General features: G+C 68.8%; 16 protein-coding genes. 12 read left to right on the plus strand and 4 right to left on the minus strand.

The window, feature by feature from the left end; translation table 11 throughout:
- Window positions 1–128: 128 nt before the first annotated feature.
- From ABD946_RS10155 to ABD946_RS10210, 12 genes are all read left to right on the plus strand, one after another.
- Window positions 129–2,708: a SpoIIE family protein phosphatase gene (locus tag ABD946_RS10155; RefSeq protein ID WP_425558576.1), complete on the plus strand. Its 2,580-nt coding sequence runs from the start codon at window positions 129–131 to the stop codon at window positions 2,706–2,708.
- 354 nt (window positions 2,709–3,062) lie between these two features.
- The gene (gene typA / locus ABD946_RS10160) at window positions 3,063–4,970 is read left to right on the plus strand and encodes a translational GTPase TypA (RefSeq protein ID WP_345282148.1); all 1,908 of its coding nucleotides are present in this window, start codon (window positions 3,063–3,065) and stop codon (window positions 4,968–4,970) included.
- A gap of 406 nt (window positions 4,971–5,376) precedes the next feature.
- Window positions 5,377–7,002: a peptide ABC transporter substrate-binding protein gene (locus ABD946_RS10165; RefSeq protein ID WP_345282150.1), complete on the plus strand. Its 1,626-nt coding sequence runs from the start codon at window positions 5,377–5,379 to the stop codon at window positions 7,000–7,002.
- Between the two features lie 146 nt (window positions 7,003–7,148).
- The gene (locus ABD946_RS10170) at window positions 7,149–8,078 is read left to right on the plus strand and encodes an ABC transporter permease (RefSeq protein ID WP_345282152.1); all 930 of its coding nucleotides are present in this window, start codon (window positions 7,149–7,151) and stop codon (window positions 8,076–8,078) included.
- Window positions 8,071–9,012, plus strand: coding sequence for an ABC transporter permease (locus ABD946_RS10175; protein ID WP_345282154.1), 942 nt, complete (start codon window positions 8,071–8,073; stop codon window positions 9,010–9,012). Before ABD946_RS10170 ends, ABD946_RS10175 begins: the two co-directional genes overlap by 8 nt.
- Before the next feature lie 14 nt (window positions 9,013–9,026).
- On the plus strand, window positions 9,027–10,076 hold the full coding sequence (locus ABD946_RS10180) for an ABC transporter ATP-binding protein (protein WP_345282156.1): 1,050 nt from the start codon (window positions 9,027–9,029) through the stop codon (window positions 10,074–10,076).
- Entirely contained in the window at window positions 10,069–11,082 is a 1,014-nt protein-coding gene (locus ABD946_RS10185; protein WP_345282158.1) for an ABC transporter ATP-binding protein, read from the plus strand. Before ABD946_RS10180 ends, ABD946_RS10185 begins: the two co-directional genes overlap by 8 nt.
- A gap of 179 nt (window positions 11,083–11,261) precedes the next feature.
- Complete coding sequence (locus tag ABD946_RS10190; protein WP_345282160.1) at window positions 11,262–12,881, plus strand: peptide ABC transporter substrate-binding protein; 1,620 nt, start codon at window positions 11,262–11,264, stop codon at window positions 12,879–12,881.
- Window positions 12,882–12,963: 82 nt separating this feature from the next.
- Complete coding sequence (locus ABD946_RS10195; RefSeq protein ID WP_345282162.1) at window positions 12,964–13,890, plus strand: ABC transporter permease; 927 nt, start codon at window positions 12,964–12,966, stop codon at window positions 13,888–13,890.
- Entirely contained in the window at window positions 13,883–14,890 is a 1,008-nt protein-coding gene (locus ABD946_RS10200; RefSeq protein ID WP_345282164.1) for an ABC transporter permease, read from the plus strand. The genes ABD946_RS10195 and ABD946_RS10200 overlap by 8 nt, the downstream gene beginning before the upstream one ends.
- Window positions 14,891–14,909: 19 nt before the next feature.
- Window positions 14,910–15,965: an ABC transporter ATP-binding protein gene (locus tag ABD946_RS10205; RefSeq protein ID WP_345282166.1), complete on the plus strand. Its 1,056-nt coding sequence runs from the start codon at window positions 14,910–14,912 to the stop codon at window positions 15,963–15,965.
- On the plus strand, window positions 15,952–17,055 hold the full coding sequence (locus tag ABD946_RS10210) for an ABC transporter ATP-binding protein (protein ID WP_345282168.1): 1,104 nt from the start codon (window positions 15,952–15,954) through the stop codon (window positions 17,053–17,055). Before ABD946_RS10205 ends, ABD946_RS10210 begins: the two co-directional genes overlap by 14 nt.
- A 215-nt stretch (window positions 17,056–17,270) precedes the next feature.
- On the opposite strand, the gene ABD946_RS10215 is transcribed toward ABD946_RS10210, so the two are convergent.
- The 4 genes from ABD946_RS10215 to ABD946_RS10230 form a co-directional block, all read right to left on the minus strand.
- A complete protein-coding gene (locus tag ABD946_RS10215) occupies window positions 17,271–18,344 on the minus strand; it encodes an ABC transporter ATP-binding protein (protein ID WP_345282170.1) in 1,074 nt (357 codons plus the stop codon).
- Between the two features lie 17 nt (window positions 18,345–18,361).
- On the minus strand, window positions 18,362–19,429 hold the full coding sequence (locus ABD946_RS10220; RefSeq protein WP_345282172.1) for an ABC transporter ATP-binding protein: 1,068 nt from the start codon (window positions 19,427–19,429) through the stop codon (window positions 18,362–18,364).
- 49 nt (window positions 19,430–19,478) lie between these two features.
- Entirely contained in the window at window positions 19,479–20,459 is a 981-nt protein-coding gene (locus ABD946_RS10225; RefSeq protein ID WP_345282174.1) for an ABC transporter permease, read from the minus strand.
- Between the two features lie 179 nt (window positions 20,460–20,638).
- The gene (locus ABD946_RS10230) at window positions 20,639–22,417 is read right to left on the minus strand and encodes an ABC transporter substrate-binding protein (RefSeq protein ID WP_345282177.1); all 1,779 of its coding nucleotides are present in this window, start codon (window positions 22,415–22,417) and stop codon (window positions 20,639–20,641) included.
- Between the last annotated feature and the right edge of the window lie 35 nt (window positions 22,418–22,452).

Genomic DNA, 22,452 nt, shown 5'->3' on the forward strand with positions numbered 1-22,452 from the left:
TAAGGGGGACGGGGAAGCGGAAGGCTGAGCCGTTTTGTGATGTTGGGGACGTGTGCGCCCGCCCCCGGATGATGAATACTCGGTGTTCTCGACATCCGGATGGGCGCGGGTTGGAGGGGATCGGACCGTTGAACAGCATCCCGGCGTGGAAGACGTCGAGCGGCAGCGGCCATGCGGCCGTGCCCGGTCAGCCGAGCGGTGGTGCGGGCAGCGGTGCGGCGGGCGTCGCCGGTCCGAGAAGCGGCGTGCACGCGGGTCCCTCGCTGGGCGGCCGCCCGGCCGACGACTGGGACGTCCAGGGCAAGGCCGGTTCGATCTACGACTACATCCGGGTCGCCACCTTCGCGATCGGCCCGGACGGCCGGATCACCCAGTGGAGCGGCCGCGCCGCCGAGTTCTTCGGCGTCCCCGCCGAGGAGGCGGTCGGCACCGACCCGGTCACCACCCTGATGCCCCGTGAGCTCTGGCAGCGCGGCCGGGCCCGGATGGAGGCCATCCTCTCCGGCGAGGAGTGGGTCGGCACCGCCCCGTACAAGGACGCCACCGGCGCCGAGGGCCTGGCCGAGCTCTACGTGATGCCGGACAGCGGCACCCCCGGCGGCGCCACCTGCCTGGCCGTGGACCTCGGCCGGCTGCGCCGGATCGAGACCGACCTGGCCGCCTCCGAGGCGGTCTTCGGGCAGACCCCGACCGGCTTCTTCCTCTTCGACAACGAGCTGCGCCTCCAGCGGGTCAACCAGGCCTTCGCCACCGCCGTGGGCCTGCCCGCCTGCGAGCTGCCCGGCCTCTCCCCGTACGACCTCTTCCTGCCCGGCGAGGCCGACCGGCTGATGGTCGCCCTGCGCAAGGTGCTCGGCGGCGGCGGGCCCATCGTCGACCTGCGGTTCACCGGCGCGGTCCCGCGCACCGCCACCGTGCAGTCCCGGGACGGCGGCCGCCGCTGGGCCATCTCGCTCTACCGGCTGAACGGTGCCAACGGCCACCCGATGGGCGTGGCCGGCCAGGTGCTGGACGTGACGAGCCGTCACATCGCCGAGCGGGAGGCCGCCGGAGTGCGCCGCAGCCTGGCGCTGCTCAACGAGGCCTCCACCCACATCGGCTCCACCCTCGACCTGGAGACCACCGCCAAGGAGCTGCTGGACGTGATCGTCCCGCAGTTCTGCGACCTGGCCACCGTCGACCTGTACACCGCCCTGCTCTCCGGCGACTCCGGCCCGACCGCCGGGCCCGGCGCCTCGGACGGCTCCGGCGAGCTGCGCCGGGTGGCCGTCTCCAGCGTGGTCGGCGGCGCCTCCAGCGTGCTGGGCGCCGAGGGCGCCGTCCCGGTCGCCGAGGCCGGCGGCTCGCTCTGTTACCCCCGCCGCTCCCCGCACGCCCGGGCCCTGCGCACCGGCCGCAGCGTCGTCCCGCAGCCCGGCCCGGACCCGCTGCTGCGCTCCACCCTGGTGGTCCCGCTGGTCGCCCGTGACCAGGTGCTCGGCCTGGTCCAGCTCTCCCGCGCGATCGGCAGCGAGCCCTTCGACGCCCGGGACGTGGCGATCGCCGAGGAGCTGGTCGCCCGCGCCGCCGTCTGCGTCGACAACGCCCGGCTCTACCGCCGCGAGCACGAGCGCGCGCTGATCCTCCAGCGCAGCCTGCTACCCCCGGGCAAGCCGGCCGCCAGCGGCCTGGAGATCGCCCGCCGCTACCTGCCCAGCAACAACAACACCGAGGTCGGCGGCGACTGGTTCGACGTCATCCCGCTGCCCGGCAGCCGCACCGCGCTGGTGATCGGCGACGTGATGGGCCGCGGCCTGCGGGCCGCCGTCGCGATGGGCCAACTCCGCACCGCCGTCCGCACCCTGGCCATGCTCGACCTCGACCCGGCCGAGGTGCTCTCCGCCCTGGACGAGATCGCCCGCGGCCTCGGCGGCGAGCCCACCGTGCCCGGCGAGGAGGTCGAGGTCTACCTCGCCACCTGCGTCTACGCGGTCTACGACGCCGTCAAGCAGCGCTGCGTCTTCGCCAACGCGGGCCACCTGCCGCCGGTGCTGCTCGCCCCCGACGAGCCGGCCCGGATGCTGGAGGTGCCGCCCGGCCTGCCGCTCGGCGTCGGCGGCGAGCCCTTCGAGGAGGTCGAGGTCACGCTGCCGGACGGCGCCGTGCTCGGCCTCTACACCGACGGCCTGGTGGAGTCCCGCAAGCACCAGCTGGACGAGGGCCTGCGGGCCTTCCGGACGGCCCTCAACGGCGGCTCCCGCGAGCTGGAGCGGCTCTGCGACGAGGTGCTGGACGAGCTGATCCCCCATCACGGCGAGGACGACATCGCGCTGTTGATGGCCAAGGTCCAGGCGCTCCCCGAGGACTCGGTGGGCGACTGGAGGCTCCCCGCCGAGCTCACCTCCGTCGGCAAGGCCCGCGAGCTCGCCTGCTCCTGGCTGCTGGTGCGCGGTCTGGACGAGCTGGTGGACACCACCGAGCTGCTGGTCAGCGAGCTGGTCACCAACGCGCTGCGGCACGGCCACGGCGAGATCCGGCTCCGGCTGCTGCGCGACCGCACCGTGGTCTGCGAGGTCTGGGACGACGGCTACGCCCAGCCCCGCCAGCGCCGCGCCCAGGAGACCGACGAGGGCGGCCGCGGCCTCCAGCTGGTCAGCCTGCTGGCCGAACGCTGGGGCAGCCGCCGCACCCCCAAGGGCAAGATCGTCTGGTTCGAGCTGGCCCTCTGACACGCCGCCACGCCCCGGCGCTCCACCGCAGGCCCCCGGGCCCGCTCGGCGGGGACCTCGGCCCGGGTGGACGGCTCCGGACCGGTGGCGCGGCTCCGGACCGGCGGGTGTCCGAGCGAGCCGGTGATCGCTCGCCCGACCACGTTGAACAGCACGCCAACGGCAGGGGAAGAACGGCGGCCGATCCGGGACCGGGCCCGTACGGGCCTGCCCGTTTCGGCCTCGCTGCGGGGTTCCACGTACCATAGGAGGAAGCCGTGGCATGTCGTGCCCCGGCGGGTGGACCGGTAGTAGCAGGCGGGGTCTGACGCAGCCGGGCGCCGCAACCCACGATTCCGGGAGAATCCGCTCAGCATGCCCACGCGTAATGACATCCGCAACGTTGCCATCGTCGCCCACGTCGACCACGGGAAGACCACCCTCGTCGACGCCATGCTGAAGCAGGCCGGTGCCTTCGCCGCCCACCAGCAGCTGGACGACCGGATGATGGACTCGAACGACCTCGAGCGCGAGAAGGGCATCACCATTCTCGCGAAGAACACCGCCGTCAAGTACCACCCCAAGGACGGCGGGGCCCCGATCACCATCAACATCATCGACACCCCCGGCCACGCCGACTTCGGTGGCGAGGTCGAGCGCGGCCTGTCCATGGTCGACGCCGTCGTGCTGCTGGTCGACGCCTCCGAGGGCCCGCTGCCGCAGACCCGCTTCGTGCTCCGCAAGGCGCTCACCGCGCGGCTGCCCGTCATCCTCTGCATCAACAAGACCGACCGCCCGGACGCCCGGATCGACGAGGTCATCAACGAGACCTACGACCTGTTCCTGGACCTGGACGCGGACGAGGACCAGATCGAGTTCCCGATCGTCTACGCCTGTGCCCGTGACGGCGTCGCCTCGCTGACCAAGCCGGAGAACGGCACCGTGCCGGCCGACTCCGAGAACCTGGAGCCGTTCTTCTCCACCCTGCTGGAGCACGTCCCGGCCCCGACCTACGACGAGGACGCCCCGCTCCAGGCCCACGTCACCAACCTGGACGCCGACAACTTCCTCGGCCGCATCGCGCTGCTCCGCGTCGAGCAGGGCGAGCTGCGCAAGGGCCAGACCGTGGCCTGGATCAAGCGCGACGGCTCCATCTCCAGCGTCCGCATCACCGAGCTGCTGATGACCGAGGCGCTCACCCGCAAGCCGGCCGAGGTGGCCGGCCCCGGTGACATCTGCGCCGTCTCGGGCATCTCCGAGATCATGATCGGCGAGACCCTGGCCGACCCGGAGAACCCGATCGCGCTGCCGCTGATCACGGTCGACGAGCCCGCCATCTCGATGACCATCGGCACCAACACCTCGCCGCTGGTCGGCAAGGGCGGCTCCGGCAAGGGCGCCGACGCCAAGGCCGGCGCCGGCAAGGTCGACCGCAAGGTGACCGCCCGTCAGGTGAAGGACCGCCTGGACCGCGAGCTGATCGGTAACGTCTCGCTCCGCGTGCTGGAGACCGAGCGTCCGGACGCCTGGGAGGTGCAGGGCCGCGGTGAGCTGGCGCTGGCCATCCTGATCGAGACCATGCGCCGGGAAGGCTTCGAGCTGACCGTCGGCAAGCCCCAGGTCGTCACCAAGGAGGTCAACGGCAAGACCCACGAGCCGGTCGAGCGCCTCACGGTGGACGTGCCCGAGGAGCACATGGGTGCCGTCACCCAGCTGATGGGCGTCCGCAAGGGCCGGATGGACAACATGTCCAACCACGGCTCGGGCTGGGTCCGGATGGAGTTCGTGGTGCCGTCCCGCGGCCTGATCGGCTTCCGCACCGAGTTCCTCACCAACACCCGCGGCACCGGCATCGCGCACTCGATCCACGAGGGCCACGAGCCGTGGTTCGGCAACCTGACGACCCGTAACAACGGTTCGCTGGTGGCCGACCGCTCCGGTGTGGTCACCGCCTTCGCGATGACCAACCTGCAGGAGCGCGGCGTGCTGTTCACCGACCCCGGCACCGAGGTGTACGAGGGCATGATCGTCGGCGAGAACTCGCGCGCCGACGACATGGACGTGAACATCACCAAGGAGAAGAAGCTCACCAACATGCGTTCCTCGAACGCGGACGTGGCCGAGTCGATCGTCCCGCCGCGCAAGCTCTCGCTGGAGCAGAGCCTGGAGTTCTGCCGCGAGGACGAGTGCATCGAGGTCACCCCGGAGACCGTGCGCATCCGCAAGGTCGTCCTGGACGCCAAGGAGCGCGGCCGCACCGCCTCGCGGGCCAAGAAGGCCTGAACCACCCCGTAACACCGGACCGGCCGGCGCCCCGCACGGGGCGCCGGCCGGTCCGTTTCTGTGACGGTGAGTCGTCAACGCGCGTAGTCGCCGGAGGGGGGAGGTGTTCGTTAATCGGACGTGACGAACCGTCATTCATGGCAACTGTCCGTTTAGTACCTGTCTGGGTATGTCTGGAATGTCCGTTTACCGAGATTTCATGTGACCAAATTGAGATCGGTAATGGCGTAGTTCGTATCCCTGCGTGACGGATAGTGGAGCCAGTCGAGCTCGGGTCCAGGGTTTCGCGCAGGGGTGCGCGCCGAAGCCTGAGCGAGGAAAGCACCGCCTGGCCAACGGCGATGACGCCGGCCAGTCCCCCTGCGGTGCGCTCCACGTATGCAACACGGATTCAGGAGGCACACCCATGCGCGGTGCCAGCCAGGCCAAGTGGGTCGTCGCAGCCGTCGCGGTCGCCCTCGCGGCCACCGCCTGCGGTAGCGGTTCGTCGTCGAGCGAGGGCGGAGCGGCCAACGCGGCCGGGACGTTCAGCTACCAGAGCTCCGAGCCGCAGAACCCGCTCCAGCCGGCCAATGCCATGGAGGTCGGTGGCGGTCGCATCATCAAGACCCTGTTCAAGGGCCTGGTGGACTACGACCCCACCAACGGTTCGCTGCGCAACCAGGTCGCCGACAAGATCGAGACCACCGACGCGCAGAACTACACCGTCACCCTGAAGTCCGGCTGGACCTTCCACGACGGCACCCCGGTGACCGCGGCCTCCTTCGTGGACGCCTGGAACTGGGCCGCCAACACCAAGAACAACCAGATCAACTCGGACTGGTTCTCCGACATCGAGGGCTACGACGCCGTCCACCCGGAGAAGGGTGACCCGACCGCCGACAAGATGTCCGGTCTGGCCGTCGTCGACGACACCCACTTCACCATCAAGCTGACCGGCCCGGTCTCGTACTTCCAGTACAAGCTCGGCTACACGGCCTTCTCGCCGCTGCCGAAGGCGTTCTTCACCGACCCGGCGGCCTACGGCCAGAAGCCGGTCGGCAACGGCCCCTACAAGTTCGTCTCGTGGGAGCACAACCAGGCCGTCACCGTCGCCTCCTACGACAAGTACGCGGGCAGCGACAAGCCGAAGAACGGCGGCATCGTCTTCAAGAACTACGCGCAGGCCGACGCCGCGTACAAGGACCTGGTCTCCGACAACCTGGACGTGCTCGACCAGGTCGACCCGTCGAACCTGGCCTCGTACAAGAACGACCTCGGTGACCGCGCGGTCGACCAGGCCCAGGGCGCCATCCAGAACATCTCCTTCGCGATGTACCAGGACGGCTGGAAGGGCGTCGACAAGGCCAAGGTCCGCCAGGGCCTGTCGATGGCGATCGACCGCGACACCATCACCAAGACCGTGCTGAACGGCTCCCGCCAGGCGGCCAACAGCTGGGTCGCCCCCGGTGCGATGGGCTACAAGGACAACACCTGCGGCGAGGCCTGCACCTTCAACCCGGCCAAGGCCAAGCAGCTGGTGACCGAGGGCGGCGGCGTCCCGAACAACAAGATCACCGTGGTCTACAACGCCGACGGCGGCCACAAGGAGTGGGTGGACGCGGTCTGCAACTCCATCCGCCAGTCCACCGGCGTGGAGTGCGTCGGCGACGCGAAGCCGGACTTCAAGACCTCGCGCGACATCATCAAGAAGAAGCAGGTCCAGAGCATGATGCGGACCGGCTGGGTGCAGGACTACCCCCTGAACGCCAACTTCCTGCGTGACGTCTACGGCACCGGTGCCGCCGCGAACGACGCGGGCTACTCGTCCGCCGAGTTCGACAAGTACGCCGCCGAGGCGGACAAGGCGACCACGGTCGAGAAGACCGCCGAGCTGTACCAGAAGGCCGAGGCCGAGCTGGCCAAGGACATGCCGGCCATCCCGCTCTGGTACTACAAGACGACCGCCGGTTACTCGAAGAACGTCCAGAACGTGAAGTACGACTCCTTCGGTGACCCGGTCTTCACCCAGGTCGAGGTCAAGCAGAAGTAACCAGGGCCACCACCACACTGGCCTGACTCGACGACGGCCGGTGTCCACGACCACCCCACGAGGGCGGTCCGGCACCGGCCGTCGGCACGCCTAGAACCTCTGAAATCGGGATGACGCCCCGTCAGAGAGCAGCAATTGGAGGCACGATGGGGCGCTTTGTCGCGAGGCGACTGCTCCAAATGATCCCGGTCTTCCTGGGGACCACCGCGCTGATCTTCTTCATGGTCCGCGTGCTCCCGGGCGACCCGGTCGCCGCGATGTGGGGCGACAAGGCGCCGGACCCGGCCCAACTCGCGGCCTTCAAGCACCGCTTGGGCCTCGACCTGCCGATGTGGCAGCAGTACCTGAACTACATGGGCGACCTGTTCACCGGGAACTTCGGCGAGACCATGTCGGGCCGTCAGGTCATCGACGTGATCTCCGAGGCGCTGCCGGTGACGGTGCGGCTCGCGCTGATGGCCTTCGCCATCGAGATCGTCTTCGGCGTCGGGATCGGCCTGCTGGCCGGCCTCAAGCGCGGCAAGCTCGCGGACAAGGGCACCCTGGTCTTCACCCTGGTGCTGATCTCGATCCCGGTTCCGGTGCTCGGCTACATCTTCCAGAACGTCTTCGCCACCCAGCTCGGCTGGGTGACCCCCACCGTGCCGGTGAACTCGGACAAGTGGATCGACCTGCTGCTGCCCGCCATCGTGCTGGGTTCGCTCTCGCTGGCCTACGTGGCCCGGCTGAGCCGCACCTCGATCGTGGAGAACATCAAGGCCGACTACATCCGGACCGCGATCGCCAAGGGCCTGCCGCGCCGCAAGGTCATCGGCACCCACCTGCTGCGCAACTCGATGATCCCGGTGGTCACCTTCCTGGGCACCGACCTGGGCGCCCTGATGGGCGGCGCGATCGTCACCGAGGGCATCTTCAACGTCAAGGGCGTCGGCAACGCGCTCTTCCGCGCGATCAACCAGAAGGAAGGCGCGACGGTCGTCGGCTTCGTGGTCGTCCTCGTGATCGTCTACCTCGTCGCCAGCCTGATCGTCGACCTGCTCTACGCGGTCCTGGACCCGAGGATTCGGTATGCCTGACCTGATCGAGAAGAAGAAGACCCCCGCGATCCCGGCCCAGCGGGGCACCGTCGCGGAGCCCAAGCCGGAGAAGGCCCGCAGCCTCGGCTCGGACGCCTGGGAGGACCTGCGCCGCCGGCCGATCTTCCTGATCTCGGCCGCGCTCATCCTGGTCCTGGTCGTGATGACCGTGGTGCCCGGCCTGTTCACCTCGGTGGACCCGCGCGCCGGCGACCTGCGCAACCACTACCTGAGCGCGCCGAACTACACCCACTTCTTCCAGGCCGACTGGTTCGGCTACGACGGCCAGGGCCGGTCGATCTACGCCCGCGTGGTGTACGGCGCCCGCGCCTCGATCATCGTGGGCATCTGCGTCACCGCCGCGGTCACCATCACCGGTGGCTTCGTCGGGATGCTGGCCGGGTACTTCGGCGGCTGGATCGACACCCTGCTGTCGCGCCTGACCGACATCTTCTTCGGCATCCCGCTGCTGCTCGGCTGCCTGGTGGTGCTGAACGCCTTCACCGAGCGCACCGTCTGGTCCGTGGTCTTCGCGCTCACGGTGCTCGGCTGGACCCAGATGGCCCGCGTGATGCGCGGCTCGGTGATCACCGTCAAGCAGGCCGACTACGTCACCGCCGCCAAGGCGCTCGGCGCCGGCACCGGCCGCATCCTGCTCAAGCACGTGCTGCCGAACGCGATCGCCCCGGTGATCGTGGTCGCCACCATCGCGCTCGGCGGCTACATCGCCACCGAGGCCACGCTGAGCTTCCTGGGCATCGGCCTCCAGGACCCGACCATCTCCTGGGGCATCGACATCAACTCGGCCCAGAAGGTGATCCGCACCGCCCCGTTCGCGCTGTTCTTCCCGGCCGGGATGCTCAGCCTCACGGTGCTGGCCTTCATCATGATGGGCGACGCCGTGCGCGACGCCCTCGACCCGAAGCTGCGCTGAGAGAGGGATCGAGCATGACCACCGTCATCGAGAAGACGCAGTCCGAGCCGAGGCTCACTCCGGGCACCCCGCTGCTCGAAGTCCGGGACCTGCACGTCGAGTTCAAGACCAAGGACGGCATCGCCAAGGCCGTCAACGGGGTGAACTACAGCGTCAGCGCGGGCGAGACCCTCGCCGTCCTCGGCGAGTCCGGCTCCGGCAAGTCCGTGACCGCGCAGACCATCATGGGCATCCTCGACATGCCGCCCGGCCGGGTCACCTCCGGGGAGATCCTGTACCGCGGCCAGGACATGCTGAAGATGTCCAACGAGGAGCGCCGGAAGATCCGCGGCCGCAAGATCGCGATGATCTTCCAGGACGCGCTCTCCTCCCTCAACCCCGTGCTCTCGGTGGGCTACCAGCTCGGCGAGATGTTCCGGGTGCACCAGGGCGCCTCCCGCAAGGAGGCCAAGGAGAAGGCCATCGAGCTGATGGACCGGGTGCGCATCCCGGCCGCCCGTCAGCGCGTGGGCGACTACCCGCACCAGTTCTCCGGCGGCATGCGCCAGCGCATCATGATCGCCATGGCGCTGGCCCTGGAGCCGGACCTGATCATCGCCGACGAGCCCACCACCGCCCTGGACGTCACCGTCCAGGCCCAGGTGATGGACCTGCTCGCCGAGCTCCAGGCCGAGTACCACATGGGCCTGATCCTGATCACCCACGACCTCGGCGTGGTCGCCGACGTCGCGGACAAGATCGCGGTCATGTACGCGGGCCGGATCGTCGAGACCGCCCCGGTGCACGAGCTCTACGCCAACCCGGCGCACCCGTACACCGAGGGCCTGCTGCGCTCGATCCCGCGCCTGGACCAGAAGGGCCAGGAGCTCTACGCGATCAAGGGCCTGCCGCCCAACCTGCTGAAGGTGCCCGCCGGTTGCGCCTTCAACCCGCGCTGCGACCGGGCCACCGACCTGTGCCGCAGCGAGATCCCCGCGCTGCACCAGGTGCTCGACAAGGACGGCGCCGAGCTCGCCGGCCGCAAGAGCGCCTGCCACCTCTGGAAGGAGACCCTCCATGGCTGAGCCCATCCTGGAGGTGAAGGACCTGGTCAAGCACTACCCGCTGACCGCCGGCGTCCTCTTCAAGAAGCAGGTCGGCGCGGTCAAGGCCGTTGACGGGATCTCCTTCGACCTGATGCGCGGTGAGACGCTGGGCATCGTCGGCGAGTCGGGCTGTGGCAAGTCCACCCTGGCCAAGGTGCTGATGAACCTGGAGCGGGCCACCTCCGGCCAGGTGCTCTACAAGGGCGAGGACATCTCCAAGCTCTCGGGCGCCGCGCTGAAGGCCGTCCGCCGCAACATCCAGATGGTCTTCCAGGACCCGTACACCTCGCTCAACCCCCGCATGACGGTGGGCGACATCATCGGCGAGCCGTACGAGATCCACCCCGAGGTGGCGCCGAAGGGCGACCGCCGCAAGGCGGTGCAGGACCTGCTGGACGTGGTCGGGCTGAACCCGGAGTACATCAACCGGTACCCGCACCAGTTCTCCGGCGGCCAGCGCCAGCGCATCGGCATCGCCCGCGGCCTGGCCCTCAAGCCCGAGGTCATCATCTGCGACGAGCCGGTCTCCGCGCTCGACGTCTCGGTCCAGGCCCAGGTGATCAACCTGCTGGAGCAGCTCCAGAAGGACTTCGAGCTCTCCTACATGTTCATCGCCCACGACCTCTCGATCGTCCGTCACATCTCCGACCGGGTCGGCGTGATGTACCTCGGCAAGATGGTCGAGATCGGCACGGACGAGGAGATCTACGAGCACGCCACCCACCCGTACACCCAGGCACTGCTCTCCGCGGTGCCGGTGCCGGACCCGACGGCCCGCGCCAACCGGGACCGGATCGTGCTCCAGGGCGACATCCCCTCGCCGGCCAACCCGCCGTCCGGCTGCCGCTTCCGCACCCGCTGCTGGAAGGCGGAGGAGCGCTGCTCCACCGAGCTCCCGCTGCTGGCGGTGCCGTCCCTGGACGGCCCGGCGGCACACGAGTCGGCCTGCCACTTCGCCGCCGAGCGCGAGCTCACCGCGGCGTGAGCCACGGGTGAACCACGGCGCGATCTGACGCCCGCTCAGTCTGACGGCCCCACAGCTCCCCGCTGTGGGGCCGTCGGCGTAGCGGCGGGCACCCATCCGGCCGTACCACGGTCGCGCCGTGCGGCCGGTGCCCTTCGAATGGGGTGTGATGCGTCACAGACCCCTGAGGAGGAAGCTCGATGCCCGCAGCCACCAGAGTCCGCTGGGCCGTAGTCGGTGCGACATCCGTGGCCCTGGTGGCCACCGGATGCGGTAGCAGCGGCGGGGGAGGAGGCTCCTCCGACGCCAGCAAGACCTTCAGCTACCAGAGCAGCGAGCCGCAGAACCCGCTCCAGCCGGCGAACGCCAACGAGGTCGGCGGCGGCCGCATCACGCAGAACCTGTTCAAGGGGCTGGCGGACTACGACCCCTCGGACGGCAAGCTGCGGATGCAGGTGGCCGACAAGATCGACACCAGTGACTCGCAGACCTTCAACGTCACCCTGAAGACCGGCTGGACCTTCCACGACGGCACGCCGGTCAAGGCGAAGAACTTCGTGGACGCCTGGAACTGGGCCGCCACCACGGCGAACAACCAGATCAACAGCTCCTGGTTCTCCGACATCGAGGGCTACGCGGACGTCCACCCGGCCAAGGGCGCGGGCACCAAGACCACCATGTCGGGCCTCACGGTGGTGGACGACACCCACTTCACCATCAAGCTCAGCGGCAAGGTCTCCTACTTCCCGTACAAGCTGGGCTACATCGCCTTCTCCCCGCTGCCGGACGGCTTCTTCAAGGACCCGTCCGGGTACGGCCAGAAGCCGGTGGGCAACGGCCCGTACGAGTTCGTCAGCTGGGACCACAACGCGCAGATCACCACCAAGGCCTTCGCGAACTACCAGGGCGTGGACAAGCCGAAGAACGGCGGCGTGGTGTTCAAGATGTACACCACCGCCGAGGCCGCCTACGCGGACCTGCAGTCCAACAACCTCGACGTGATGGACCAGGTGCCGCCGTCGGCGCTGGCCAACTACAAGAACGACCTCGGCGACCGGGCGATCGACGCCCCGCAGGGCGCCATCCAGAACATCGGCTTCACGCTCTACCAGGCCGACTGGGCCGGAGCGAACAAGGCCAAGGTGCGGCAGGGCCTGTCGATGGCGATCGACCGCGACACCATCACCAAGACGGTGCTCCAGAGCTCCCGCAAGCCGGCCAACTCCTGGGTGGCCGAGGGCGTCGAGGGCTTCAAGTCCGGTACCTGCGGCGACTCCTGCACCTTCGACGCCGCCAAGGCCAAGCAGCTGATCACCGAGGGCGGCGGCGTCCCCGGCAACAAGCTGACCATCACCTACAACGCCGACGGCGGGCACAAGGAGTGGGTGGACGCGGTCTGCAACTCCATCCGCCAGTCCACCGGGGTGGACTGCGTCGGCGACCCGAAGACCGACTTCAAGACCGCCCGCGCGGCCATCACCGGACACACCATCAACGGCGCCTTCCGCACCGGCTGGGTGCAGGACTACCCGCTGAACGCGAACTTCCTGTCCGACGTCTACAAGACCGGCGCCGCCTCGAACGACTTCGGCTACAGCAGCCCCCAGTTCGACCAGCTGGCGAACCAGGCCGACCAGGCCGCCTCGATCCAGGACTCGGCCTCGGACTACCAGAAGGCCGAGGCGGTGCTCGCCCAGGACATGCCGGCGATCCCGCTCTGGTACTACCGGACCAACTCCGGCTACTCCACCAAGGTGCAGAACGTGAAGTTCGACTCCTTCGGCAACCCGGCCTGGACCCAGGTCGAGGTCAAGGGCTGACACCCACCCCCGCCGGCCCCGCCCTCCCTCCTCGGGGAGGGCGGGGCCCGGGCACCAAGTCACCCCCTCGGAAGGAGGTTCGATGGGCCACTACGTCATCCGGCGCGTGCTCCAGATGATCCCGGTCTTCTTCGGTGCCACGTTCCTGATCTTCATCATGGTGTACACCCTGCCCGGCGACCCGATCGCGGCGATGTTCGGCGACAAGGCGGCCGACCCGGCGACCGTGGCCAACCTGCGGCACCAGTACCACCTCGACGAGCCCTGGTGGAAGCAGTACCTGATCTACATGGGCAACGTCTTCCAGCTGGACTTCGGCACCAGCTTCACCGGCCGCCCGGTCTCCGAGATCATGGCCGACGCCTTCCCGGTGACCATCCGGCTGGCCCTGGTCGCCTTCTTCTTCGAGATCGTGATCGGTCTGCCGCTCGGCCTGCTGGCCGGCCTCAAGCGCGGCTCCTTCGCCGACACGGCGGTGCTCATCCTGACCCTGATCGTCATCTCGATCCCGGTCTTCGTGCTCGGCTACATCGCGCAGACCATCTTCGCGATCGACCTCGGCTGGGTCACCGCCACCGTCCAGGACTCCACCGACATCCTCCAACTGATCCTGCCGGGGCTGGTGCTGGCCTCGCTCTCGCTGGCCTACGTGGCCCGGCTCACCCGGACCTCGATCGGCGAGAACCTGCGGGCCGACTACATGCGCACCGCGGTGGCCAAGGGCCTGCCCCGGCGGACCATCATCGGGCGCCACCTGCTGCGCAACTCGCTGATCCCGGTGGTCACCTTCCTGGGCACCGACCTGGGCGCCCTGATGGGCGGCGCGATCGTCACCGAGGGCATCTTCAACATCGCGGGCGTCGGCAACATCCTCTACAAGGCGATCCGGACCAAGGAGGGCCCGACCGTCGTCGGCATCGTCACCGTGCTGGTGATCGTCTACCTGGTGGCCAGCCTCGTGGTGGACCTGCTCTACGCCATCCTGGACCCGAGGATCCGCTATGCCTAGCAACGACCTCCCCGACGAGCACGACCCGCTGCGGCGCATCCCGCCGACCGACAGCGACCACCTGGACTACGTCGGCCAGCAGGGGCTGGCGGTGGCGCAGGACACCCTGAACCAGCCCGATCCGGCCAAGCGGGAGGAGGCCCGCAGCCTCTGGGGCGACGCCTGGCGGGACCTGCGGCGGCGGCCGATCTTCATCATCTCGGCCCTGCTGATCGTGCTGCTGGTGCTGATGGCGGTCTGGCCCAGCCTGTTCACCAGCACCGACCCGCGACAGGCGAACCTGGCCCAGAACTACCTGCGCAAGCCGGACTGGGCCGACGTGTTCGGCGCCGGCTGGTTCGGCTACGACGGTCAGGGCCGCTCGATCTACGCCCGGGTGATCTACGGCGCCCGCGCCTCGATCATCGTCGGCGTCTGCGTCACCCTCGCCGTCACCCTGCTCGGCGGGGTGACCGGCATGGTGGCCGGGTACTTCGGCGGCTGGGTGGACGCGGTGATCTCCCGGATCATCGACATCTTCTTCGGCATCCCGCTGCTGCTCGGCGCCCTGGTGCTGCTGAACGCCTTCACCACCCGCACCGTCTGGTCCGTGGTGATCGCCCTGGCGGTGCTCGGCTGGACCCAGCTGGCCCGCGTGATGCGCGGCTCGGTGCTGACGGTCAAGCAGGCCGACTACGTGGTGGCCGGCAAGGCGCTCGGCGCCGGGACCCCGCGGCTGATGGTCCGTCACATCCTGCCGAACGCGATCGCCCCGGTGATCGTGGTGGCCACCATCGCGCTCGGCGGCTACATCACCGCCGAGGCCACGCTGAGCTTCCTCGGCATCGGCCTCCAGGACCCGACCATCTCCTGGGGCGTGGACATCTCCTCGGCCCAGCGGGTGATCCGGACCGCGCCGTTCGCGCTGTTCTTCCCGGCCGCCGCGCTCAGCCTCACGGTGCTGGCCTTCATCATGATGGGCGACGCGGTCCGCGACGCCCTCGACCCGAAGCTGCGCTGAGAGAGGCGGAACGAAGGCGATGACCACCGCAGTCGACACCAAGAAGCCCGCCCGGGAAGCCCCGTACGAGGGCCCGCTGCTCGAAGTCCGGGACCTGCACGTGGAGTTCAAGACCCGGGACGGGGTGGCCAAGGCCGTCAACGGGGTGAACTACAGCGTCAGCGCGGGCGAGACCCTGGCGGTGCTGGGCGAGTCCGGCTCCGGGAAGTCCGTCACCGCGCAGGCGATCATGGGCATCCTCGACATGCCGCCGGCCCGGATCCCGCAGGGCGAGATCCGCTTCCGCGGCCAGGACATGCTGAAGATGGACCGGGAGGCCCGGCGGCAGATCCGCGGCCAGAAGATCGCGATGATCTTCCAGGACGCGCTCTCCTCGCTCAACCCGGTGCTCACCGTCGGGCACCAGCTCGGCGAGATGTACCGCGCCCACCGGGGCATGTCCGGCAAGGCCGCCAAGCTCAAGGCCATCGAGCTGATGGACCGGGTGCGCATCCCGGCCGCCAAGGACCGGGTCGGCGACTACCCGCACCAGTTCTCCGGCGGCATGCGCCAGCGCATCATGATCGCCATGGCGCTGGCCCTGGAGCCGGACCTGATCATCGCCGACGAGCCCACCACAGCGCTCGACGTGACGGTGCAGGCCCAGGTGATGGACCTGCTGGCGGAGCTGCAGGCCGAGTACCACATGGGCCTGATCCTGATCACCCACGACCTCGGCGTGGTCGCCGACGTCGCGGACAAGATCGCGGTCATGTACGCGGGCCGGATCGTCGAGACCGCCCCGGTGCACGAGCTCTACGCCCGGCCGGCCCACCCGTACACCCGGGGCCTGCTGGACTCCATCCCCCGGCTCGACCAGAAGGGCCACGAGCTCTACGCGATCAAGGGCCTGCCGCCCAACCTGCTCCGCATCCCGCCGGGCTGCGCCTTCAACCCGCGCTGCCCGCGGGCCCAGGAGGTCTGCCGCCAGGACGTCCCGCCGCTCTACCAGGTGACCGGGCCGGACGGGGCCGAGCTGCCGGGCCGGCGCAGTGCCTGCTTCTTCTGGAAGGAGACCCTCGATGACGCCTCCTAACGGCGCGAGCGCGCTCGGCGCGGCCCTCCCGGAGGAGGTGGCCTTCGAGCAGGAGGTGCCCCGGGGCGAGCCGATCCTCGAAGTGCGGGACCTGGTCAAGCACTTCCCGCTGACCAAGGGCATCCTCTTCAAGAAGCAGGTCGGCGCGGTCAAGGCCGTGGACGGGGTCTCCTTCGACCTGATGCAGGGCGAGACGCTGGGCATCGTCGGCGAGTCGGGCTGCGGCAAGTCCACCCTGGCCAAGGTGCTGATGAACCTGGAGCCGGCCACCTCGGGCTCGGTCCGCTACAAGGGGGAGGAGATCTCCCGGCTGAGCGGGTCCGCGCTCAAGGCGGTGCGGCGCAACATCCAGATGGTCTTCCAGGACCCGTACACCTCGCTCAACCCCCGCATGACGGTGGGCGACATCATCGGCGAGCCCTTCGAGATCCACCCCGAGGTGGCGCCGAAGGGGGACCGCCGCAAGGCGGTGCAGGACCTGCTGGACGTGGTGGGCCTGAACCCGGAGTACATCAACCGGTACCCGCACCAGTTCTCCGGCGGGCAGCGGCAGCGGATCGGGATCGCCCGGGGGTTGGCGCTCAAGCCGGAGGTGATCATCTGCGACGAGCCGGTCTCGGCGCTGGACGTCTCGGTCCAGGCGCAGGTGATCAACCTGCTGGAGAAGCTCCAGACGGAGTTCAACCTCTCCTACATGTTCATCGCCCACGACCTCTCGATCGTCCGTCACATCTCCGACCGGGTCGGCGTGATGTACCTCGGCAAGATGGTCGAGATCGGCAGCGACCTGGAGATCTACGACCACGCCACCCACCCGTACACCCAGGCCCTGCTGTCGGCCGTGCCGGTGCCGGACCCGAGCGCCCGCGAGTCGCGGGACCGGATCGTGCTCACCGGTGACGTGCCGTCACCCGCCAAGCCGCCCAGCGGCTGCCGCTTCCGCACCCGCTGCTGGAAGGCCCAGCCCAAGTGCGCCGAGGAGGTCCCGGAACTCACCGGCCGGCCCTGGCTCCAGGGGCTGGCCCTGCACGACTCGGCCTGCCACTTCGCGGCGGAGCGCGAGGAGGACCGCGAGAACGGCCAGGCATGAGCAAGGGCCCCTCCCCGGGGTGGGGGAGGGGCCCTTGGCGTGGGCTCAGAGTTCCTTGGCGGTGCGGGGCTCGGGGACCGAGGTGGAGCCCTCCTCCGGGCTCTGCTCTTGCTCCCCTCCGGGGAGGTGGCAGGCCGTCAGGTGGCGGGTGGTGGGTGGTTCGGGGTGTGGCGAAGGGCCCCTTCCCGGGTGGGGAGGGGCCCTTCGGGGTGTGCTCAGAGTTCCTTGGCGGTGCGGGGCTCGGGCACCGAGGTGGAGCCCTCCTCCGGGAAGTGACAGGCCGTCAGGTGGCCGTCGACGTTGCCGGAGAGCTGGACCAGCGGGGGCTCCTCCGTCGCGCACTTGTCCTGCGCCTTCCAGCAGCGGGTGCGGAAGCGGCAGCCGGACGGCGGGTTGATCGGCGACGGGACGTCACCGACCAGCCGGATGCGCTCGCGGACGTCGTCCGGGTCGGCCTCCGGGACGGCGGAGAGCAGCGCGTGGGTGTACGGGTGCCGGGGGCTCTCGTACAGCGACTTGCGGTCCGCGATCTCGACGATCTTGCCCAGGTACATCACCGCGACGCGCTGCGAGAAGTGCCGGACGATCGAGAGGTCGTGCGCGATGAACAGGAAGGAGATGCCCAGTTCCTTCTGCAGCTGCTGCAGCAGGTTGACGACCTGGGCCTGGATCGAGACGTCGAGCGCGGAGACCGGCTCGTCGGCCACGATCAGCTTCGGGTTCAGCGAGAGCGCGCGGGCCACGCCGATGCGCTGGCGCTGGCCGCCGGAGAACTCGTGCGGGAAGCGGTTGTAGTGCTCCGGGTTGAGACCGACGGTCTCCAGCAGCTCCTGGACCCGGCGCTGCACGCCGCCGGCCGGCTCGATCCCGTTGATCTCCATCGGCGCGCCGATGATGGCGCCGACCGTCTGACGCGGGTTCAGCGAGGAGTACGGGTCCTGGAAGATCATCTGGATGTCGGACCGGATCGGCGCCATGTCCCTGCGGCTGGCGTGGGCGATCTCCTGGCCCTGGTACTTGATGCTTCCGCCGGTGGGCTCCAGCAGCCGGGTGACCAGCCGGCCCAGGGTCGACTTGCCGCAGCCGGACTCGCCGACCAGGCCGACCGACTCGTTGGCGTGCACGGTCAGGTCGATGCCGTCCACCGCGTGCACGGCGCCGACCTTGCGCTTGATCAGGAAGCCGCCGTGGACCGGGAAGTGCTTCTCCAGGCCCTTGATCTCCAGCAGCGGCGTGCCGGTCGGGGCGGCGGTGCCCTCGGGCTTGTCGAGGGTGATCTGGTCGCTCATGTGATTCGCCGTCCCGTTCAGCCGAGCCGCGGCTGGATCTGGTTGATGAAGATGTCCTGCTTCTGCGCCGGGGCGAGGTGGCAGGCGGTGGCGTGGCCGGTGGCGGGGGCGAGCGCGGGACGCTCGCTGGTGCACTTGCCGCCGGTGACCTGCTCCCGGTGGTCGCAGCGCGGGTTGAACGGGCAGCCCGTCGGGAGGTTGATGAGGCTCGGCGGGGTGCCGCGGACCGGGGTCAGCGGGACGTCCAGCGGGCCGCTCAGGCTCGGCATCGAGGACAGCAGGCCCCAGGTGTAGGGGTGCTGAGGGGCCTTCAGAACCTCGCGCACGGTGCCGCGCTCGACCGCCCGGCCGGCGTACATGACCATCACGTCGTGGGCGGTCTGGGCGACCACGCCGAGGTCGTGGGTGATCATGATGATCGCGGTGCCGAACTCCTGCTGGAGGTCCTTCAGCAGGTCCAGGATCTGGGCCTGGACGGTCACGTCGAGCGCCGTGGTCGGCTCGTCAGCGATCAGCAGGTCGGGGTCGCAGACCAGCGACATGGCGATCATCGCGCGCTGGCGCATGCCGCCCGAGAACTGGTGCGGGTAGTCGTCCACCCGGGTGGTCGGCTGCGGGATGCCGACCTTGGTCAGCATCTCGATGGCGCGGTCCCGCGCCTCCTTCTTGCTGGCCCCGGTGTGCTTGCGGAACACCTCGCCGATCTGCCGGCCGATGGTGTAGTACGGCGACAGCGCGGTCAGCGGGTCCTGGAAGATCATCGCCATCTTGTTGCCGCGCAGCGGCTCCAGCTGACGGTTGGTCATCCCCACCAGCTCGTCCTCGCCCAGCCGGATCGAGCCCGTGATGGTGGTGACGGCCGGGTTGTGCAGCCCGAGGATCGCCAGGTTGGTGACGGACTTGCCGGAGCCGGACTCACCGACGATGCCGAGGGTGGTGCCCTTCTCGACCTCGAAGGAGAGGCCGTCCACCGCGTTGACGATGCCGTCCTCGGTCTTGAACCTGACCGCGAGGTCACGGACCGAGAGGAAGGCGGAGCTGTCGCTCCGGTCGGCGGCGGCCTGGGGCTTGGCCTGGGTGGTCACGGGCGTACTCCTCGTGGGGTCGTGCGGTGCTCGGAGCGGTTCATGGCGCTCATGCGAGACGGATCCGGGGGTCGATGAGGGCGTACACGGCGTCCACGATGATGTTGAAGAAGACGATCAGTGCGGCTGCCACCACGACCACCGCCATCAGCATCGGCAGGTCGTTGTCGACGACCGCCGCGATGGACAGCTTGCCGATGCCATGGATGTTGAAGGTGGTCTCGGTGATGATCGCGCCACCGAGCAGCGAGCCCAGGTCGAGGCCGAGGATGGTGACGATCTGGGCCATCGCACCGCGCCAGGCGAAGCGCATGAAGACGGTGCGGCCGGACATGCCCTTGGCCCGTGCGGTCCGCACGTGCTCCTCGGTGAGCTGCTCGATCATCGAGGAACGGGTCATGCGGGTGTAGTTGGCGGTGAAGATCAGGGCCAGCACCAGCCAGGCCAGCAGCAGACCGGAGAACCACTCGCCGATGCCGTCACTGAAGTTGTTGTAGTGAGGCTGGGTGAAGATCTGGTTCTTGAACACCAGGAAGTACATCGCCACGGTGCCGATGAAGTAGATCTGCATCGAGGAGAAGAACAGCGAGATGGAGCTCGCGGCCTTGTCGATGATGGTGCCCTGCTTGTGCGCGGCCAGCATGCCGGCGCCCACGCCCACGATCAGGAAGACGACCACAGCGCCCAGGGTGAGCGAGATGGTGGCCGGGAAGCGGTCCAGGATGGTGCCGAGCACCGGCTCCTTGTTCGCGAAGGAGTAGCCGAGGCACGGTGCCGCGCAGGCACCGAAGGCGGCGTAGTCGCGGCCGGCGAAGATGCCGACCAGCCAGTGCCAGTACTGGGCCGGAACCGACTCGTTCATCCCGAGGTTGACCTTGATCTGCGCCAGGGTGCTCGCGTCACAGGTCTTGCCGCAGAAGGACCGGGCGGGGTCGGCCGGGACCGCGTAGAAGAGGAAGAAGGTGATGGCGCTGATGATCAATAGGATCACAGCCGCACCTAGTGTCCGGCGCACGAGGAAGCGGAACATGGGAGCGGGATCTCCTGATCGCATGTCACGCCTGGTCCGCACGGGGGGTGTTCGGCGGCCGGCGTGGTGGGGCGGGCTGGGGCTGTGGTACTTCGCGCCATCCGTCTGGGTGGCTGTGGTGCCCGCCGCCGCGCTGGGCGGCGGCGGGCACCACGGGGGTACTACCGGTCAGGCTGTGATCACTGCTTCACGAACACGTCGTTCGGGGAGATGATCTTGCCCAGCGCGTCGTAGGTCGCGCCACCGATCTTGGAACCGTGCAGGATGTAGAACTTCTCCTGGATGCCGGGGATCAGGGCGGCCTTCTCCATGATCTTCTTGTCCAGGGCGCCCCACGCCTTGTTCTGCTCGTTCAGGTCGGCCAGGTCGAGGATCCGGTCGATCTCGGCGTTGACCTCGGGGTCGTTGAAGTTGGCGTAGTTGTTCGAGCCGTCCTGGATCAGGCGGCCGTCGAACAGCACCGGGAGGACGGTGGAGGCGTTCGGCCAGTCGGCGCCCCAGCCACCCCAGAAGACGTCGAACTGCTTGTCGACCTTGGAGATCTCGTCGTACCAGGTCTTGGTGTCGATCGGCTTGAGGACGACCTCGAAGCCGGCCTTCTTCAGCGCGTCCTCGATGACGACCGAGACCTTCTGCTGGTTCGGCGTGTTGTTGTACGCGTAGACGATCTTGTAGTTCTCCTTGCCCGCTTCCTTCAGCAGGGCCTTGGACTTCTCCGGGTCACCGGTCGGCTTCTCCTTCTTGCCGAACAGGTCGTAGTCCTGGAAGCCGGCGACCGACGGGTTCAGCAGGGTGGTGGAGTAGGTGCCGGTGGCCGGGCCACCCTCCGTGGTGCGGATCTGCTGGTGCGGCCACGCGTAGTTGAGGGCCTGGCGGACCTTGAGGTCCGTGACCTTCTTGTTGTTGATGTAGTAGTAGTCGGCGTAGGGGCTCTCGCCCTTGACCAGACGGTCCTTCACCGAGGCGTCGTCGAGCACCTTCTGGAGGCGGTCGCCGGCCACGCCGGAGTAGAACGACATGGTGTTGACGTCCTCGCCCTTGTCGGCGGCGAGGAGCTTGTCGGTGGCCGGGATGGCCTGGTAGCCGAACTCGAAGTTCCACTTGTCCGGGTAGGCGTGGCGGATCGGGTCCGTCTTCGCGTCCCAGTTGGTGTTCCGCTCGAGGCTCAGCGACTTGTCGGTGACCCGGTTGACGATCTTGTACGGGCCGGAGGAGACCGGCTTCTTGTCGTACTCCTCCTTGGTGTCACCCTTCTGGGAGACGACACCGTAGGTGGTCATCGCCATCGCGTAGTTGAAGTCGGCGTGCGGCTTCGCGAACTTGAAGACGATGGTCTTCTCGTCCGGGGTGGTGACGTTGTCGAGGTGCTTGCCGTCGTACGGGCCGGTGTAGGCCTTGCGGTAGTCCTCCTCGGTCAGCCAGCGCTGGACGTAGGTCGCGCCCTGGGTGATGAAGGGGGCGAAGGAGCGCTCGATCGAGTGCTTGACGTCAGCGGAGGTGATGGCGTCGCCGGTCTCCCACTTGACGCCGTCCTTCAGCTTGAAGGTCCAGGTCTTGCCGCCGTCGCTCGCGACACCGGTGTCGGTGGCGAGGTCACCGACCAGCTTGACGGTGTTGCCCTCCTGCTTGTAGCCGGTGAGGCCACGGGTGATCAGCAGGGAGAAGTTGGAGCCGGTGTTGGAGTACACCTGGGCCGGGTCGAGGTGCTCGTAGTCGTCACGCTCGATGTTCTTGACCGTGCCACCGGCCTTGGCGCCCTCGACCGGCTTGGCCGGGCCCTGGGAGTCCGCGGCGGTGCCGACCACGATGTTCGGGTGCTCGTTGAACTTCGACGGGGAGGCCGAGGCCTTGTCGCCGCTCTTGGTGCCACCGCCACCGCCGCTGGAGCAGGCGGTGAGGGTCAGGGTGCCGACGGCCACGACTGCTGCGGCCGCCTGGAGGGTCTTGCGAGAAATCATGTCGTCCTGCCTGTCGGTTAACCGGCTGGTCAGCA

It is taken from the genome of Kitasatospora albolonga, assembly GCF_039535905.1.
Classification (GTDB): domain Bacteria; phylum Actinomycetota; class Actinomycetes; order Streptomycetales; family Streptomycetaceae; genus Kitasatospora; species Kitasatospora albolonga.

Bases quoted from the DNA above. Each gene is read 5' to 3' on its own strand.
- ABD946_RS10180 (WP_345282156.1), top strand. From the start codon at position 9,027: ATGACCACCGTCATCGAGAAGACGCAGTCCGAGCCGAGGCTCACTCCG.
- typA (WP_345282148.1), top strand. From the start codon at position 3,063: ATGCCCACGCGTAATGACATCCGCAACGTTGCCATCGTCGCCCACGTC.
- ABD946_RS10225 (WP_345282174.1), bottom strand. From the start codon at position 20,459: ATGTTCCGCTTCCTCGTGCGCCGGACACTAGGTGCGGCTGTGATCCTA.
- ABD946_RS10195 (WP_345282162.1), top strand. From the start codon at position 12,964: ATGGGCCACTACGTCATCCGGCGCGTGCTCCAGATGATCCCGGTCTTC.
- ABD946_RS10215 (WP_345282170.1), bottom strand. From the start codon at position 18,344: ATGAGCGACCAGATCACCCTCGACAAGCCCGAGGGCACCGCCGCCCCG.
- ABD946_RS10170 (WP_345282152.1), top strand. From the start codon at position 7,149: ATGGGGCGCTTTGTCGCGAGGCGACTGCTCCAAATGATCCCGGTCTTC.
- ABD946_RS10175 (WP_345282154.1), top strand. From the start codon at position 8,071: ATGCCTGACCTGATCGAGAAGAAGAAGACCCCCGCGATCCCGGCCCAG.
- ABD946_RS10165 (WP_345282150.1), top strand. From the start codon at position 5,377: ATGCGCGGTGCCAGCCAGGCCAAGTGGGTCGTCGCAGCCGTCGCGGTC.
- ABD946_RS10230 (WP_345282177.1), bottom strand. From the start codon at position 22,417: ATGATTTCTCGCAAGACCCTCCAGGCGGCCGCAGCAGTCGTGGCCGTC.
- ABD946_RS10210 (WP_345282168.1), top strand. From the start codon at position 15,952: ATGACGCCTCCTAACGGCGCGAGCGCGCTCGGCGCGGCCCTCCCGGAG.
- ABD946_RS10200 (WP_345282164.1), top strand. From the start codon at position 13,883: ATGCCTAGCAACGACCTCCCCGACGAGCACGACCCGCTGCGGCGCATC.
- ABD946_RS10190 (WP_345282160.1), top strand. From the start codon at position 11,262: ATGCCCGCAGCCACCAGAGTCCGCTGGGCCGTAGTCGGTGCGACATCC.
- ABD946_RS10185 (WP_345282158.1), top strand. From the start codon at position 10,069: ATGGCTGAGCCCATCCTGGAGGTGAAGGACCTGGTCAAGCACTACCCG.
- ABD946_RS10205 (WP_345282166.1), top strand. From the start codon at position 14,910: ATGACCACCGCAGTCGACACCAAGAAGCCCGCCCGGGAAGCCCCGTAC.